This is a genomic window from Mariniflexile soesokkakense, assembly GCF_039650365.1.
GTDB lineage: Bacteria > Bacteroidota > Bacteroidia > Flavobacteriales > Flavobacteriaceae > Mariniflexile > Mariniflexile soesokkakense.
Map to the genome: position 1 here is coordinate 91,064 of NZ_JAZHYP010000002.1, position 16,199 is coordinate 107,262.

The 16,199-nt window shown below is 34.0% G+C and carries 17 protein-coding genes; 14 read left to right on the forward strand and 3 right to left on the reverse strand.

Features of this window, described 5'->3' with window-relative positions:
- Window positions 1-32 precede the first annotated feature (32 nt).
- From lipA to VP395_RS04455, 3 genes are read left to right on the forward strand one after another with little or no spacing between them, the layout of a single operon-like run.
- Entirely contained in the window at window positions 33-914 is an 882-nt protein-coding gene (lipA, locus tag VP395_RS04445) for a lipoyl synthase (protein WP_346240526.1), read from the forward strand.
- A 2-nt stretch (window positions 915-916) separates the two neighbouring features.
- The gene (gene gap, locus VP395_RS04450) at window positions 917-1,933 is read left to right on the forward strand and encodes a type I glyceraldehyde-3-phosphate dehydrogenase (protein WP_346240527.1); all 1,017 of its coding nucleotides are present in this window, start codon (window positions 917-919) and stop codon (window positions 1,931-1,933) included.
- Between the two features lie 28 nt (window positions 1,934-1,961).
- The gene (locus tag VP395_RS04455; RefSeq protein WP_346240528.1) at window positions 1,962-4,199 is read left to right on the forward strand and encodes an ATP-binding protein; all 2,238 of its coding nucleotides are present in this window, start codon (window positions 1,962-1,964) and stop codon (window positions 4,197-4,199) included.
- Here the strand turns inward: VP395_RS04455 and lpxK are convergent.
- Complete coding sequence (gene lpxK / locus VP395_RS04460) at window positions 4,196-5,200, reverse strand: tetraacyldisaccharide 4'-kinase (protein ID WP_346240529.1); 1,005 nt, start codon at window positions 5,198-5,200, stop codon at window positions 4,196-4,198. The genes VP395_RS04455 and lpxK overlap by 4 nt on opposite strands.
- 136 nt (window positions 5,201-5,336) lie before the next feature.
- On the opposite strand from lpxK, the gene VP395_RS04465 reads away from it, so the two are divergent.
- The 4 genes from VP395_RS04465 to VP395_RS04480 all read left to right on the forward strand — a co-directional run bounded on the left by VP395_RS04465 (window position 5,337) and on the right by VP395_RS04480 (window position 8,697).
- Window positions 5,337-6,431, forward strand: a complete 1,095-nt coding sequence (locus VP395_RS04465; protein ID WP_346240530.1) for a Nif3-like dinuclear metal center hexameric protein — start codon at window positions 5,337-5,339, stop codon at window positions 6,429-6,431.
- Window positions 6,432-6,434: 3 nt separating this feature from the next.
- Window positions 6,435-7,217, forward strand: a complete 783-nt coding sequence (locus tag VP395_RS04470) for a zinc ribbon domain-containing protein (RefSeq protein WP_346240531.1) — start codon at window positions 6,435-6,437, stop codon at window positions 7,215-7,217.
- A gap of 124 nt (window positions 7,218-7,341) precedes the next feature.
- Window positions 7,342-7,998 carry a peptide-methionine (S)-S-oxide reductase MsrA gene (gene msrA / locus VP395_RS04475; RefSeq protein WP_346240532.1) on the forward strand — a complete coding sequence of 219 codons (657 nt, stop codon included), beginning with the start codon at window positions 7,342-7,344 and terminating at the stop codon, window positions 7,996-7,998.
- Between the two features lie 51 nt (window positions 7,999-8,049).
- Window positions 8,050-8,697 carry a hypothetical protein gene (locus VP395_RS04480; protein WP_346240533.1) on the forward strand — a complete coding sequence of 216 codons (648 nt, stop codon included), beginning with the start codon at window positions 8,050-8,052 and terminating at the stop codon, window positions 8,695-8,697.
- A 133-nt stretch (window positions 8,698-8,830) separates the two neighbouring features.
- Here the strand turns inward: VP395_RS04480 and VP395_RS04485 are convergent, their stop codons facing one another.
- The gene (locus tag VP395_RS04485) at window positions 8,831-9,250 is read right to left on the reverse strand and encodes a (4Fe-4S)-binding protein (RefSeq protein WP_346240534.1); all 420 of its coding nucleotides are present in this window, start codon (window positions 9,248-9,250) and stop codon (window positions 8,831-8,833) included.
- Between the two features lie 116 nt (window positions 9,251-9,366).
- On the opposite strand from VP395_RS04485, the gene kynU reads away from it, so the two are divergent.
- The 7 genes from kynU (at window position 9,367) to VP395_RS04520 (ending at window position 15,712) form a co-directional block, all read left to right on the forward strand.
- Window positions 9,367-10,638 carry a kynureninase gene (kynU, locus tag VP395_RS04490; protein ID WP_346241004.1) on the forward strand — a complete coding sequence of 424 codons (1,272 nt, stop codon included), beginning with the start codon at window positions 9,367-9,369 and terminating at the stop codon, window positions 10,636-10,638.
- Window positions 10,631-12,031, forward strand: coding sequence for an FAD-dependent oxidoreductase (locus VP395_RS04495; RefSeq protein ID WP_346240535.1), 1,401 nt, complete (start codon window positions 10,631-10,633; stop codon window positions 12,029-12,031). Before kynU ends, VP395_RS04495 begins: the two co-directional genes overlap by 8 nt.
- Window positions 12,032-12,091: 60 nt before the next feature.
- Entirely contained in the window at window positions 12,092-12,412 is a 321-nt protein-coding gene (locus VP395_RS04500) for a GIY-YIG nuclease family protein (protein ID WP_346240536.1), read from the forward strand.
- 66 nt (window positions 12,413-12,478) lie between these two features.
- The gene (locus VP395_RS04505; RefSeq protein WP_346240537.1) at window positions 12,479-13,261 is read left to right on the forward strand and encodes an SDR family oxidoreductase; all 783 of its coding nucleotides are present in this window, start codon (window positions 12,479-12,481) and stop codon (window positions 13,259-13,261) included.
- Window positions 13,262-13,417: 156 nt separating this feature from the next.
- Window positions 13,418-13,942, forward strand: coding sequence for a 3-hydroxyanthranilate 3,4-dioxygenase (locus tag VP395_RS04510; protein WP_346240538.1), 525 nt, complete (start codon window positions 13,418-13,420; stop codon window positions 13,940-13,942).
- Between the two features lie 9 nt (window positions 13,943-13,951).
- Window positions 13,952-15,034 carry an amidohydrolase family protein gene (locus tag VP395_RS04515; RefSeq protein WP_346240539.1) on the forward strand — a complete coding sequence of 361 codons (1,083 nt, stop codon included), beginning with the start codon at window positions 13,952-13,954 and terminating at the stop codon, window positions 15,032-15,034.
- A 36-nt stretch (window positions 15,035-15,070) separates the two neighbouring features.
- Window positions 15,071-15,712 (forward strand): O-methyltransferase, encoded by a 642-nt coding sequence (locus tag VP395_RS04520; protein ID WP_346240540.1) that lies wholly within the window; start codon window positions 15,071-15,073, stop codon window positions 15,710-15,712.
- 198 nt (window positions 15,713-15,910) lie between these two features.
- On the opposite strand, the gene VP395_RS04525 is transcribed toward VP395_RS04520, so the two are convergent.
- Window positions 15,911-16,198, reverse strand: a complete 288-nt coding sequence (locus VP395_RS04525) for a Sec-independent protein translocase subunit TatA/TatB (protein ID WP_346240541.1) — start codon at window positions 16,196-16,198, stop codon at window positions 15,911-15,913.
- Window position 16,199 lies beyond the last annotated feature (1 nt).

The window sequence follows — 16,199 nt, forward strand, 5'->3', positions numbered from 1 at the left end:
CTTTGTATCTTTGTGCTTTATTTTAAATACATATGGATTCAGAAACCGTTTTAAATATTTTACCAGAAGAACGACTAGCTAAACCCAAATGGCTACGTGTAAAACTTCCGACCGGAAAAAAATATACCGAATTAAGAGGCTTAGTAGACAAATACAAACTAAACACCATTTGCACCTCGGGTAGTTGCCCAAACATGGGTGAATGTTGGGGTGAAGGCACTGCTACCTTTATGATATTAGGAAATGTTTGTACCCGTTCTTGTGGGTTTTGTGGTGTAAAGACAGGAAGACCAGAAACCGTAGATTGGGATGAACCAGAAAAAGTAGCGCGTTCCATAAAAATAATGAATATCAAACACGCTGTTTTAACAAGTGTTGATAGAGACGATTTAAAAGATATGGGAAGCATTATGTGGGCTGAAACCGTAAAAGCAGTACGCAGAATGAACCCAGAAACTACTTTAGAAACTTTAATTCCAGATTTTCAAGGTATTGAACAACATATTGATAGAATTGTTGATGTAGCACCAGAAGTTGTATCGCATAACATTGAAACTGTTAGACGCTTAACCCGCGAGGTACGTATTCAAGCACAATACGACAGAAGCATGGGTGTTTTAAAGTATTTAAAACAACAAGGACAACGACGCACAAAATCTGGCATTATGCTTGGTTTGGGAGAAACCCGAGAGGAAGTTATTCAAACACTTCAAGATTTAAAAAATCATGAAGTAGATGTAGTTACAATTGGTCAATACCTGCAACCAAGTAAAAAACACTTACCTGTTAAGCAATTTATCACACCAGATCAATTTAATGAATACGAAACCATTGGTTTAGAATTAGGTTTTCGCCATGTAGAAAGTAGTGCATTAGTACGTTCTTCTTACAAGGCTCAAAAACACATCAATTAATTATGATTAATATTGCTATCAATGGATTTGGTAGAATTGGAAGACGCGTTTTTAGACTTCTTCAAGATTATAAAGATATTCAAGTTGTTGCTATAAACGATTTAGCCGATGCTAAAACGCTAAGCCATTTACTTAAATACGATAGTGTACATGGCGGTTTTAATGGTATTGTTACACATAACAACACACACATAATTGTTAATGACAACAAAGTGGTGCTTTTAAACCATAAACATCCAAAAGACATTAATTGGAAACCTTATCAAGTTGATTTTGTTATTGAAGCCACTGGAAAGTTCAAAACCAAATCAGATTTACAAAATCACATAAATAATGGTGCCAAAACTGTTATTTTAAGTGTACCTCCACTTGAAGACGATATAAAGACTATTGTAATGGGTGTAAACGATGATAGTATTGATGGTACGGAAACCATTATTTCCAACGCCTCGTGCACCACTAACAATGCAGCACCAATGATTGATGTTATAGATAAACTGTGCGGCATCAACCAAGCATATATTACTACGGTTCACTCCTACACTACGGACCAAAGTTTACACGACCAACCACATAGAGATTTACGTCGTTCGCGAGCTGCAAGTCAATCTATAGTACCTACAACTACTGGAGCAGCAAAAGCATTAACAAAAATATTCCCAGAACTTTCAAATGTTATTGGCGGTTGCGGTATTAGGGTACCTGTTATAAATGGCTCTTTAACCGATATCACTTTTAATGTAAAAAAGAGCGTTTCTATAGAAACCATAAATAATGCATTTAGAGAAGCTGCTAAAAATAAGTACAATGGCATTATAGAATACACCGAGGACCCAATTGTTTCCATTGATATTCTTGGCAACACACATTCTTGTATTTTCGATTCTGATATGACATCCGTTATAGGAAATATGGTAAAAATAATAGGCTGGTATGATAACGAAACAGGCTATTCTAAAAGAATTATTGACTTAATATGTAATTTATCGAAGAAAAAGTGTGTTTTGTCGATAAAATAATTATATTTGCCTGTAATATTTATTTAAAATGTCCCAAATCAAAAACTACATATATATTGCATTGATGCTTTTAAGCATAACGGTTTCATCACAAAAAACAATAAGTGACGACCCAGAATTGCTTCAAAATAGCATTAACTATCATATTTCGCAATCGCAAACAGAGTTGGAAAACTTCAACTACTTCAAAGCGCAAAAAAATCTTGATGATGCTTTAACTTTAGCAGAACAATCTGATAACAAAAAAAGTATCGGTATCATTTACGCTATTAAAGGTAGGCTTCAACTTACAATAGACGACAGTGATAAAGCTATAAAATCGCTTACAAAAGCCATAGAAGTGCAACGTCTTATAAACGATAACAAAAATCTAGGGAACTCTTACAAAGTATTCGGTGATGTTTATGTTGCCAAAAAAGATTACAATCAAGCTTTAGATTATTACCGGTCTGCAAAATCAAAATTTGAAGAAGAAGCTTTGAACGCAGAATTGGCAGATGTACTATTGTGCGAAGGCAAAACATACTTCAAGTTAAAAAACCACAAAAAAGCCAGAGATATTATAGAGCAATCTTTAGCCTTGGCAAAAAAAGACGATTTATTAAAAACACAAAGCGATGCTTTAATTGCCCATAGTTTAGTTCATGCTAAATTAAACAACAACGAAAAAGCGTTAACCTATGCACTAGAAGGTGTTAAACTTGCAACTGACAATAAATTCTCAAGCATTCTCAATGATGGTTATTTGGCTTTAAGTGAGATTTACAATAACATACAAGACTATAAGTCGTCAAGAGATTATTTAAATAATTATGTTAAACTTTCAGATTCTCTAACTAATTTAAAACGTGCTAATTATTCAAAAGACGAAGAAACACAATATCTTTTAAACGATGCCTTAGAGAAAAACAATGAAATGTTTCAAAAATTAGAAAAAGCCGAAGACGATAATAGTTTAAGTACATTAATCTCTATTTTAAGCGTTGCATTAATTACCATCTTGTCTTTATTAACGCTGTCGCTTTACAAAAACAATAACATCAGACTAAAAACAAATAATATGCTTCATAAAAAAAATGGAGAACTTATTATTGCCAAAGAAAAAGCAGAATTAGCATCAAAAACCAAAGCAAACTTCCTATCTACCGTAACCCATGAGTTAAGAACACCTCTATATGCCGTAACTGGCTTAAGCAATATGTTGTTGGAAGAAAACCCAAAACCAGAGCAAGTTCAGCATTTAAAATCGTTAAAATTTTCAGGAGATTATTTACTGACCTTTATAAACGATATTCTTCAAATTAATAAAATTGAAGCCAATAAAGTAGATGTTGAACCAGAACCTTTCAATTTAAAGAAAAAAATAAATAATATTGTTTTAGCCTTAAACAATTCGGCTCAAGACAATAATGTTAAAATTCATTTAGAATTCGATAAAAATTTACCAGAAAACTTTATAGCTGACCAACTAAAAATTTCTCAAATACTCATCAATTTAATAGGAAACTCCATTAAGTTTACTAAAGATGGTGATATCTGGATTCGGATTTATAAAATTGAGGAACAAGGTAAAATTTACACCTTACGTTTTGAAGTTGAAGATAACGGTATTGGTATTAGCCAAGAAAAACAGGACAACATGTTTGAAAGTTTTTCTCAAGGCTCAATTCAAATTAACCGAAAATATGGAGGTACAGGTTTAGGCCTTTCCATAGTAAAAGGTTTAATCGATATTTTAAAAGGAAAAATATATGTGAAAAGTGAGCTTGAAAAAGGCACAACATTCTATTTTGAAATTCCTTTAGAACACTCTCCCATTGAGGAAGCCAAAGAAACTAAAACAACATATTTTAGTGGCAATGCTAGCGATTTAGATTTAACAAATGTTAAAATATTGGTGGTTGAAGACAACAAAATCAACCAAATGATTACCAAAAAGATTTTAACAAAAATGGCTCTTAAATGCGATATTGTAGATAACGGTGAAGACGCCGTTGATATGATAAAAGCCAACAAGTATGATATTGTTTTAATGGATATCCATATGCCAGGTATTAGCGGTATTGAAGCTACAAAAATTGTTAGGTCGTTTGATAAAGAACAGATTATTTTTGCATTAACTGCGGTTACTATTGAAGATAAAATGCATGAGTTTGAAGAAGCTGGATTTACAGATATAATTCCTAAACCATTTAAACAGGAAGAGTTTGAGAAAAAACTTTATAATGCATTGGCATCAAAAAACAATACATCAGCAACCACTTAACAAGTTGCAAAGTCTTTAATAAGCTTATTTATTGTAGCCTCATTGCTAATTGAAACGGCAATGGGCAAATAAAAGAGTTTATCTTTTAAACTTGTATAATGTTTCAATCGCATAAAATCTTTTTCGGTAGTAACAATAAATTCCTTTTTTTCTAAAGCCAAAATATCTTGTGCCGAAAACTCATGGTGGTCTTTAAAGTTTAAATGCTCGAACTGCAACCCTTTTTCATTTAAAAATTCAACCAAAGGATTTGCATTTGCAATACCAGTTACCAAACAAAAACTGGTTATAGTATCTAAACTTTTTTTACCTTCTAAAGAAAGAACATCATTAGAATAGTTTATAGAGCTAAAAAAAACTTGCTGATAGGTTTTAGGAGCAATTTTCTTTAAAAAATCACTTTTTTCTTCATCTCTTAAATTATTGGGGCATTTGGTAACGATTATAATATTTGCTCGTTTGGCACCATTTCTGGGCTCCCGCAAGTTACCCGTTGGCAATACATAATCTGAAAAATAAGGGTTATTATATGTAGTTAACAAAATATTTAATCCGGCTTTTACCCTTCTATGCTGAAAAGCATCGTCTAGCAAAACAACATTTGGCGCATTGTCAAGCTGTCTTAATTGGTTAATTCCATTAACCCTATCAGAATCTACAGCAACAAGAATGTCTGTTTTAAACTTATTATAAAACTGAAATGGCTCATCTCCTAAACTTTCAGCGGTAGAGAATTCATTAGCTAACTGAAAACCTTTCGTTTTTCGTTTATATCCCCTACTTAAGGTTGCAACTTTATAATCAGCTTTCAATAAATCAATTAAATACTCAATCATAGGTGTTTTACCCGTTCCACCAACGCTTAAATTACCAACACATATTACTGGAAACCCATATGAAATCGATTTTTTTATACCCAAATCGTACAATCTGTTTCTTAAACTGGTAATCGCATAATACACAGGTACAAAAGGAACCGATATGTTTCTAATTAATTTCATGTGCTAAAACTTATTCCTTTTTAAAGGTCATACGCAACATCCAAATAATCATTCTTCTGGATGATTAAATTTTTAGTTATGGATGTTTCACCATAGCGAAAATAATATTTTATCTTTGATACAAACAAATTAATTCATGATTGTTCAAGACGTCATCAACCATTTAGAAGAATTTGCGCCTTTAGCTTACGCTGAAGACTTTGACAACGTTGGGCTTTTAGTAGGCAATAAAAACACTAAAATAACTGGAGTTTTAGTTGCTTTAGACACACTTGAAGCCGTTGTAGATGAAGCCATTGCTGAAAACTGCAATCTTATCGTTAGCTTCCACCCTATTATTTTTAAAGGTTTAAAAAAACTAACTGGTAAAAGTTATGTAGAACGTGTGGTAATGAAAGCCATTAAACATGATATTGCCATTTATAGCATACACACCGCTTTAGACAATGCTTTACATGGCGTAAACGATATGATTTGTAATATTTTGGGATTAACAAATAAACGCATTCTTATTCCACAAAATGAAACCATAAAAAAATTAACCACCTATGTTCCAAAAAATGAAGCTGAACACCTTAGAACAGCTTTATTTGGCGCTGGCGCTGGCATTATTGGTAATTACTCCAATTGTAGTTTTAATGTAGAAGGTTATGGTACTTTTAATGGCAACGAAAACACAAATCCCGTAAAAGGACAAAAAGGGACTTTACATACCGAAGCGGAAACTAAAATAACCATCACATTTCCTAAACATTTAGAATCTAAAATATTGCAAACACTTTTTAAATCGCATTCTTATGAAGAAGTGGCTTACGAAGTCATAACTTTAGAGAATAAAAATCAGAATATTGGCTTAGGAATGGTGGGCGAACTAGAAGATTCTATAACAGAATTGGACTTTTTAGCCTTTGTAAAAGATAAAATGAACACCAAATGCGTGCGTCATTCTGCATTTTTAAATAAAAACATAAAAAAAATTGCTGTGTTAGGTGGTTCGGGTAGTTTTGCTATTGAAGCCGCTAAAACCACTGGTGCTGATGCTTTTATAACTTCCGACTTAAAATATCACGACTTTTTTACAGCCGAAAACAGCATTCTATTAGCCGATGTAGGGCATTATGAAAGTGAGCAATTCACAAAAAATCTTTTAGTTGCATATCTTACAGAAAAAATTACTAATTTTGCAATCATTTTATCGAAGACAAATACAAATCCTGTTAAGTATTTTTAAAATATGGCTAAAACTAAAGAATTAACTGTTGAAGAGCGTTTAAGAGCGTTATACGATTTACAACTTATCGATTCTCGAATAGACGAAATAAGAAATGTTCGCGGAGAACTTCCATTAGAAGTGCGCGATTTAGAAGATGAAGTTGCTGGATTAAACATCCGATTAGAAAAATTAGTTGCAAGTTTAGAAGTAATCGATAATGATATCGTTTCCAAAAAAAATCAAATTGAAGAGTCCAAATCTTTAATTAAAAAATACAGCGAGCAACAAAAAAATGTTAGAAATAACCGAGAATTTAATTCTTTAACTAAGGAAGTTGAATTTCAAGAATTAGAAATTGAATTAGCCGAAAAGCACATTAAGGAATTTAAAGTTCAAATAGAACAGAAAAAAGCTATCATTTCTGAAACTAAAGAACGTTTAAAAGAGCGCGAAAATCACTTAAAGCATAAAAAAGGTGAATTGGATGCAATCTTAGCCGAAACAGAAAAAGAAGAACAAGCTTTAATTGGAAAATCTCAGGAATACCAAGAGCAAATTGAAGAGCGCTTAGTTGCTGCTTACAACAGAATTCGTAAAAACGTAAAAAATGGTTTAGCAGTTGTGCCAATTGAAAGAGGTGCTTCTGGAGGATCGTTCTTCACCATTCCACCGCAAATTCAAGTAGAAATTGCAGCTCGTAAAAAAGTGATTACAGATGAACACAGTGGACGTATTTTAGTTGATGCACAATTAGCTGAAGAACAAAAAGAAAAAATGGCAAAATTATTTACTAAATTAAGCTAAGTAACTGCCAACAACATAATTAAAAAAGCCTTCACACATGTGAAGGCTTTTTTAATTCCCTAAATTTTTTAAGTAATTTTTTAAGGTATTGAAAATTTATTCGTCTATGTAGAAAAAGAAAAACATGAAAAATATAATTCTCACTTTATGTATTGCAGTATTGTTTAGCTGTCAAAACTCCGCACAAACAAACAAAAAACAAGAAGCTGTAATTAATGCAAATCCCATAGAAGTTCCTTTAAAAAACGGAAAAGCCAAAGCTTATTTTGCTAGTGGTTGTTTCTGGTGTGTTGAAGCTATTTACGAACATATAAAAGGTGTAAGCGAAGTAATTAGTGGTTATTCTGGGGGACATACTAAAAATCCAACTTACGAAGCCAGCAATACTGGCAAAACAGGACATGCCGAAGCTGTTGAAGTTATTTACGACCCAAAAGTTGTAAGTTTTGAAACTTTGGTAGATGTTTATTTTGGTTCACAAAACCCAACACAAGTAAACGGACAAGGGAATGATAGAGGTACACAATACCGTTCTATCATTTTTTATCAAAATGAAGAACAAAAACAAATCATTCTCAAAAAAAAAGAAACACTTGCTAAAAAATTAAACGCTACAATAGCTGCTGAAGTATATCCATTTCAAAAATTCTGGGCAGCTGAAACTTATCATCAAAACTATGAGCGTCTTCACCCAAATAATAGTTATATTCAAAATGTTTCTGTTCCTAGATTAAACCGTTTTAAGACTAAATTTCCTGAATTACTAAAAGAGAAACATTAAGTTAATATAGTTTTGAATACTTGTTTTCTATCTTTACTAAAAATCTTAGTCATGAAAAAACCACTTATTTTACTTATTATTTTAATTACAAATGTTTCCTGCAAACAAAAGCAAGAAACTAAAGTTGCTGAAAAAGAACTTTCGATAGCAGAAAAAATTGCAAATGCTCATGGCTATGAAAACTGGAAAAAAGTTTCTGAAATAGCTTTTAATTTTAACGAAAAAAGAAGTTGGATATGGCATCCTAAAACTAACGAGGTTACTTTAATTACTGATAATGACACCATTAATTACAACAGGAAATCTATTGATAGCATTTCAAAAAATGCAGATAAAGGTTTTGTAAATGATAAGTTTTGGCTATTAATTCCTTTTCAATTGGTTTGGGATGCAGGCGCAACAATTTCCGAGCCTGTAAAAACTGAAGCTCCTATAAGCAAAATTGAAATGAACAAAATCACTTTAACATATTCTAATGAAGGAGGGTACACGCCTGGTGATGCTTATGACATATATTATAACAACAATTATATTATTAAAGAATGGGCATTTAGAAGAGGTAACAAACCCGAAGCCAGCCTTGTAAATACTTTTGAAAACTATCAAGATTTTAATGGTATAAAAATAGCTTTAGAACATAAAAAAGCAGAAGGCGATTGGAACCTTAAATTTACTGATGTGAAAGTTACGTTGGATTAATTTTAGAATTTTTATACTTTGAACATCCAAAACACTTACTAAAAACGTATATATAAATGTAAACAATGAATATTCCGCGTTACGCGTCTCTATATATCCAAAGAGCTTCCACTAATAAGTAGAAGCTCTTTTTTTATCCAATAAAATTTTCTTTGGTATGGGTGCCATCACAAAACGGCTTATTACTTGAAGCACCACATCTACAAAATGCCGTTGTTTTATTCTTAATTTCTTTTCTGCCATCTTTATGGGTTACATGCAGTGTGCCATAAACCAAAAGTGGTCCATTTTCCAATACCTCAACTTTAGTTTCTAAAACCTCAGCGCTCCTATCATTTTTATTATTCATGTAAAAACTTAAAGCGCCAGATGGGCATGCCTTTACTTGCTTTATCAAAGCCTCTGTTTTTGCTGCATCAATTTTTATCCAAGGGCGTTCTTTAGGTTGAAATACCTCAGGCAAGCCTTTAGCACAAATAGCCGAATGTATACATTTTTCAGCCTCCCAAACAATGGTAGTTTCTCCGTTTGTATATTCTTTTATCTTGCTCATAATTTCATGTTTTCATTAAATATACAAAAAATCCAGCAGTAAATTAAGTGAGAATATTAACTTCATTCCTAACTTTAGAATTCTTATTTTTGTTAGAAACCGAAAACAATCACACCTTGTCAAATTATAAATTAGGTCTCGATTTTGCTTTAGAATTAGACAAAGCCGACACATTATCATCCTACCGAAATCAATTTCACATCCCAAAAGATATAGATGGTAACGATTGTATTTATATGACTGGCAATTCGCTCGGACTCCAACCAAAAAAAACAAAAGCCTATGTGTATCAAGAATTAGAAGATTGGGCAACTTTAGGTGTTGAAGGGCATTTTAATGCTAAAAATCCGTGGTTGAATTACCATGAATCTTTAGGTGAACACATGGCAAGAGTAGTTGGCGCAAAACCTGTTGAAGTAGTGGTTATGAACACTTTAACAGCAAACCTTCATTTTATGATGGTTTCTTTTTACCAACCAACTAAAACCCGCTATAAAATTTTAATTGAAGCCGATGCCTTTCCTTCGGATAAATATGCGGTAGAATCGCAATTGAAACATCATGGATTTGATGCTAAAGACGGATTAATACTTTGGAAAGCTAGAAAAGGTGAAGAATTAGCCATTTCCGATGATTTAGAAGCGATTTTAGAAACGCAAGGCAATGAAATCGCCTTAATCTTGATTGGCGCTGTTAATTATTACACTGGACAGTATTTCGATTTAAAACGCATCACTCAACTCGGACATAAACACGGATGCATGGTAGGATTTGATTGTGCACATGGGGCTGGAAATGTCGCTTTAAATTTACACGATTCTGGAGCCGATTTTGCTGCATGGTGCACTTATAAGTACCTCAACTCCGGTCCAGGAAGTATTGCAGGTTGTTTTATACACGAGCGTCATGCCTATAATAAAAACCTCAATCGATATACAGGTTGGTGGAGCCATAATAAAGAAACGCGTTTTAAAATGCGTGATGAATTCGACCAATTACCTGGTGCAGAAGGTTGGCAATTGAGCAATCCACCTATTTTATCCATGGCTGCCATTAAAGCTTCATTAAATATTTTTAATGAAGTTGGCATGGAAAAACTCATTAAAAAATCTAAAAAACTAACAGGGTATTTAGAGTTTCTTTTGAAAGATTTAGGTGAAGACACCATCAAAATAATCACTCCACATAATCCTGAAGAACGCGGTTGTCAGCTTTCAATAGCGGTAAAAAATGCAGACAAATCATTACATAACAAATTAACCGAAGCGGGTGTTATTTCTGATTGGCGCGAACCCAATGTGATTCGTTGTGCTCCTGTTCCGTTATACAATTCGTTTCAAGATGTCTATTATTTGGTAGAACGATTGAAAGCTATTTTAAATGACTAAACAACAAAACATACTCATTATTGGAGCAGGACTTTGTGGTTCACTCCTAGCCTTACGCATGGGGCAACGTGGTTACAACGTATCGGTTTGCGAAAAACGCCCCGATTTACGCAAAGTAAATTTGGATTCTGGGCGTTCCATAAATCTGGCATTTTCAGATAGAGGCAATAAAGCTATGAAACTGGTTGGAATTGAAGATAAAGTGAAAGCCCTTTGTATTCCTATGAATGGTAGAATGCTTCACGATATAGAAGGCAACACGGTTTTTGCACCCTATAGCGGTCGTGAACACGAATATATAAACTCTATTTCACGCGATCAACTTAATGCTTTATTATTAGATGAAGCGGAAAAGCACAAAAACGTAAACGTCTATTTCAACAAAAAATGTAAATCGGTAGATTTTGAAAAAACCACAGCCTTATTTCATGATTACGAAACCAAAAACGAATTTATAGAAGATGCTGATGTTATTATAGCTACCGATGGCGCAGGTTCCATCATGCGTCAAAGTTATTATTTGGGTAAAAAATTCCTGTTTAGTTTTTCGCAAGAGTATTTAACACATGGCTACAAAGAACTAAGCATTTTACCTACCAAAAAAGGCGATTATAAAGCCTATAAAAATGCATTGCACATTTGGGGTCGCGAAGCATTTATGCTTATTGCACTTCCAAATTTAGATGGCAGTTTTACAGTCACGCTATTTTTAAGTTATGCTGATGGCGAATACAATTTCAACAACCTAATCACCAAAGAACGTGTTATTGAATTCTTTAACAAGTACTTTAAAGATGCTTTAAATTTAATGCCAAATTTGGCAGATGATTTTTTCAAAAATCCTACATCACCACTTGGCACAGTAAAATGTTCTCCTTGGCATTACAAAGGAAATACGCTTTTAATGGGTGATGCCGCCCATGCGATTGTGCCGTTTTATGGACAAGGCATGAATGCCTCTTTTGAAGATGTCGTGGAGTTTGACAAAGTTTTAGAAGAACATGAAGGCAACTGGGAAACCGTTTTCAAAATCTACGAAGCATCACGAAAAAAAGACACCGATGCCATTGCAGAATTAGCAATCGATAATTTTCATGAAATGAAAGGGCATGTAAACCAAGCTGTTTTTAGAGAAAAACGTAATTTAGAAATGACTTTAGAAAAACATTTTCCAAACGAATATTCATCTAAATATTCGTTAGTAACTTTTAACGTGAATATAGGTTATAGAGAAGCCATGTTACAAGGTCGCGCACAAGACAAAGCCATTTTGAATATGTTATCAGACGGAAAACTAGATTTAAAGGACGATTTAAAAACCATTTTAGAAAAAGTAAAAACAGCCACCAATGCTATTCTTGAGGATGATAGAATTGCTGGGTTGAAACAATAATGAAAAACAAAACATCAAATTAACAAATTTGTCCCCTCGAGCGCAGTCGAGAGGTTTGCTATGAAATCCTATTTCGTTTATATATTAAAATGTTCTGATGGTTTGACCTATACAGGAATGACTAACAATATTTCAAGACGATTTGAAGAACACAAAAATGGATTGAATAAAAATTGTTTCACTTACAAACGAAGACCTTTAGAACTCGTTTTTTATCAAGAATTTAATGATGTAAATCAGGCAATATATTTTGAAAAGAAAATTAAAAATTGGAGTGGAAAGAAAAAGTTAGCATTAGCAAACGGCGATTTTGATATGTTACAAATTTTAGCAGAATGCAGAAATGCGACACATTCAAAATATAATCCCGATGTGGAATAGGTCTCGACTGCGCTCGACCTGACAAACAAATTAGATAACATCCAACATACGAGAAATTAAAACATTATGAACCTAAACCTAAAAAACAAAAATGCCTTAGTATGTGGAAGCACGCAAGGTATTGGAAAAGCAACAGCCTTTGCATTGGCTAAAGAAGGTGTAAACGTAACGTTGGTTGCCAGAAATAGAGATAAACTCAAACAAGTTTTAGCGGAATTACCAAATAGCGAAAACCACCACTTTATTGTTGCCGATTTTTCAAACCCAAGAGAGTTACAAGAACAGGTGATAAAATTTATCGATAAAAATCATGGTTTTCACATACTGATAAATAACACAGGTGGTCCAAGAAGTGGCGATATTGTAAACGCCAGTTTAGATGAATTTGACAACGCTTTTACTATGCACGTAAAATGCAACCATATATTGGCACAAGCCTCCATTCCGTTTATGAAAGAAACTGGTTTTGGCCGCATTATCAATGTGATTTCTACATCGGTAAAAGAGCCTATTCCAGGGCTTGGGGTAAGCAACACTATTAGAGGTGCTGTTGGTAACTGGAGTAAAACTTTATCTGTTGAATTAGGTGCTTTTGGTATTACCGTAAACAATGTATTGCCTGGTTTTACAGATACCGAACGTTTGGCTGAAATTATTAAAATTAAAGCTTCCGCTGAAAACACAACTATTGAGGAAATGACCGAAATAATGAAAAACTACACTCCAGCGAAACGTTTTGCACAACCTGAAGAAACCGCCAATGTTATTACATTTTTAGCAAGTGAATGTGCCAGTTATATTAACGGAATTAACGTTCCTGTTGATGGTGGACGTACCAAAAGTTTGTAATTATTTAACGTGTTAAAATCATTATAACTTTTTAGGTATTTGTATATTAGTAAAGAATTTGCGTTAGGGATTGCAGTGGAAAGCCCACAGCGAGGTACGAGCGAGGACTTGTAACGTAAAGCCCGACCCTTGTGGTAACGCCAAAATAAGTTTTATATGAGCAAATTGGTTTCGCCCTTAAATTTTAAAGATTGGATTGAAGAAAATAGACACCTTTTAAAACCGCCTGTTGGCAATAAAGTGGTTTGGGAAGATGGTGAATTTATTGTGATGGTGGTTGGCGGCCCCAATAACCGAAAGGATTACCATTATAACGAAACGCCTGAGTTTTTCTATCAGGTTGAAGGCAATATGATACTGAAAATTATGGATGGAAATAAGCCAAAAGACGTACATATTAACGAAGGTGATATGTATTTGCTTCCCGCAAAAGTGCCGCACTCGCCACAACGTCTTGCCAACACTGTGGGGTTGGTTATTGAGTATCCGCGTTCTAAAAAAATGAAAGATGCTTTGCAGTGGTACTGTGAAAAATGCAACAATTTACTATATAGAAAGAAGTTTAAATTGGAAAATATTGAAACCGATATGCCTAAAATTTTCGATAAGTTTTATGGCGACGAAGAAAAGCGTACGTGTACCAAATGCACATATGTTATGGAGCCTCCCAAGAAAATTTAAACCTGTTTTATGACACGTAAACTTCGCATTAACGGGCATTCACACTTGCTTCCTTATCCTGAGGAAATACCCGATTTCATGCGAGAAAAAGGGATTTTTTGGGTTGATAAAGACCGAAAATTTATGCTTCAAAAAGATTGGAGTCGACCTGTAACCGACTCAAGTTTCTTTTTACATGATAAACTAGAATGGATGGCGCGTTACAACATAGACCATGCTGTGGTTTTAAACCTATCGCAACTTTATGGTAATGGGTTGCGTGTGGAAGAAATGAAGCAAGCCTTACGCTTTCAAAATGATTTTAATGCACGTATGCAGCATGAAAACCCAAGTAAATTTACTTGCGGTTTTGTGGTTCACCCAGGTTTTGTGCGTAGTGCTTGTTGGGAAATTGAACGTTGCGTAGAAACACTTGGTTTACAACTACTTTGTTTACCTACGCATTACATGGATTCTATTGGCACATGGCGTTGTGTTTTTGATGTTGAAAACGAGCCTATTTTTGAATTGGCAAATAAATATAATTTAGCTGTTGAAATTCACCCGTATGATGGGGAGAAATTTATTAAATTAGAAAATACATCATGGCGCTTTCACTTAATTTGGATGTTGGCGCAATGTGCTGATGCGTATCATTTTTTTACTTTAAATGGTTACCAAGAGAAATACCCAAACATGCGAACTTGTTTTGCTCATGGCGGACAATTGGCGCAGATTAATTTAGGCAGACGCATACAAGGATTTGATGGCAGACCCGATTTATTTGAAGGCAAACACCATCCTAGAAAAGCAGTTGGGCATAAAAATATTTTCTTTGACACGCTAGTTCATGATACTGGAGGTTTGCAATTATTAATTAAAAACCAAGGCTACAAACAAGTTTTAATGGGGTTGGATGATCCGTATCCTTTAGGTGAAATGGAAAGTGCCAAACAATCGTCATATCCCGGAAAAATACTAGATTTGGCCATAGAACAAAACCTTATTACCGAAGTAGAACGTGATGCTATTTGGCAGGACAACGTGATACAGTGGCTTTGTGGCGATGATGAAGCAGCGAAGAAGAAGTTGATTAATAGAATTTTGAATTAAAAATAGGTCTCGACCGCACTCGACCTGACAAAAAATATGCACTTTTTACCCGAAGAATTAGACGATTATGTAGTAGCACACTCGGAAGCAGAACCAGAATTGTTACAACAACTTACCCGTGAAACCTATCAAAAAATATTACAACCCATTATGCTTAGTGGTCCTTACCAAGGACGTATATTAAGTATGATTTCCAAGCTAAAACAACCTAAAACCATTTTGGAACTTGGTACTTTTACAGGGTATGCTACCTTATGTTTAGCTGAAGGTTTGCAAAAAGATGGTGAAATACATACCATTGACATTAATGAAGAACTGGAAGATTTTCAGAGGAAATATTTTGATAAATCGGAATACGGGCATCAAATTTTTCAGCATTTGGGTGATGCTTTAGACATTATTCCAAAGCTGGATAAAACCTTTGATTTGATTTTTATTGATGCCGATAAACCTAACTACGTTAATTACTTTCATTTAATTATTGATAAGTTGAATTCTGGTGGTATTATTTTATCTGACAATGTATTATGGCACGGAAAAGTGGTGGAGCCTTTAGACTCGAAAGATGTTTCGACCAAGGCGGTTTTAGATTACAACACACTTTTAAAAGAAGACCCTAGAATTGAAACGGTTTTATTACCTATAAGAGATGGATTGACTATTAGCAGGAAACTATAGCTAAATAGATTAATTTTTGAAATGCTTTTTGTTTGCTGATGAGTTGCGTTAGGGATTGCAGTGAAAATCCTTTTTGCCATAGGAAGATACAATTGCTTCAAATTAAGAGATTGCCACAGAAAATTTAAAAATTTTCTCCGCAATGACACAAAAAGATTGTAACGTAAAGCCCGACCCTTGTGGTAACGCCCAAATGATTTACATGTTTCGTTTTACGGAACCTGTGAAATCACCTAAATCGTCTTTTACACTGTCCAATTCTTTTTTAACATCAGAAACAATACTGGTATCGATGCCATTTTTGTCGGCAGATTTGGTTATTTCGTGCTTAATATCGTTGGTGGCGTTTTTAAGTGTACGCATGCCTTTGCCTAAATTTCGTGCTATTTCTGGCACTTTATCGGCACCAAAAACCATAACAACAATAAATAGTATGAAGGCTATTTCTGCACCACTAATGAATAAAAATGTAGCTTGTAGTATCACG

Coding starts and splice junctions, on each gene's coding strand:
- lpxK (WP_346240529.1), bottom strand. CDS start 5,200: ATGAAATTAATTAGAAACATATCGGTTCCTTTTGTACCTGTGTATTAT.
- VP395_RS04495 (WP_346240535.1), top strand. CDS start 10,631: ATGACTAAACAACAAAACATACTCATTATTGGAGCAGGACTTTGTGGT.
- VP395_RS04455 (WP_346240528.1), top strand. CDS start 1,962: ATGTCCCAAATCAAAAACTACATATATATTGCATTGATGCTTTTAAGC.
- VP395_RS04500 (WP_346240536.1), top strand. CDS start 12,092: ATGAAATCCTATTTCGTTTATATATTAAAATGTTCTGATGGTTTGACC.
- lipA (WP_346240526.1), top strand. CDS start 33: ATGGATTCAGAAACCGTTTTAAATATTTTACCAGAAGAACGACTAGCT.
- VP395_RS04470 (WP_346240531.1), top strand. CDS start 6,435: ATGGCTAAAACTAAAGAATTAACTGTTGAAGAGCGTTTAAGAGCGTTA.
- VP395_RS04480 (WP_346240533.1), top strand. CDS start 8,050: ATGAAAAAACCACTTATTTTACTTATTATTTTAATTACAAATGTTTCC.
- gap (WP_346240527.1), top strand. CDS start 917: ATGATTAATATTGCTATCAATGGATTTGGTAGAATTGGAAGACGCGTT.
- msrA (WP_346240532.1), top strand. CDS start 7,342: ATGAAAAATATAATTCTCACTTTATGTATTGCAGTATTGTTTAGCTGT.
- VP395_RS04465 (WP_346240530.1), top strand. CDS start 5,337: ATGATTGTTCAAGACGTCATCAACCATTTAGAAGAATTTGCGCCTTTA.
- VP395_RS04515 (WP_346240539.1), top strand. CDS start 13,952: ATGACACGTAAACTTCGCATTAACGGGCATTCACACTTGCTTCCTTAT.
- VP395_RS04485 (WP_346240534.1), bottom strand. CDS start 9,250: ATGAGCAAGATAAAAGAATATACAAACGGAGAAACTACCATTGTTTGG.
- VP395_RS04505 (WP_346240537.1), top strand. CDS start 12,479: ATGAACCTAAACCTAAAAAACAAAAATGCCTTAGTATGTGGAAGCACG.
- VP395_RS04520 (WP_346240540.1), top strand. CDS start 15,071: ATGCACTTTTTACCCGAAGAATTAGACGATTATGTAGTAGCACACTCG.
- VP395_RS04510 (WP_346240538.1), top strand. CDS start 13,418: ATGAGCAAATTGGTTTCGCCCTTAAATTTTAAAGATTGGATTGAAGAA.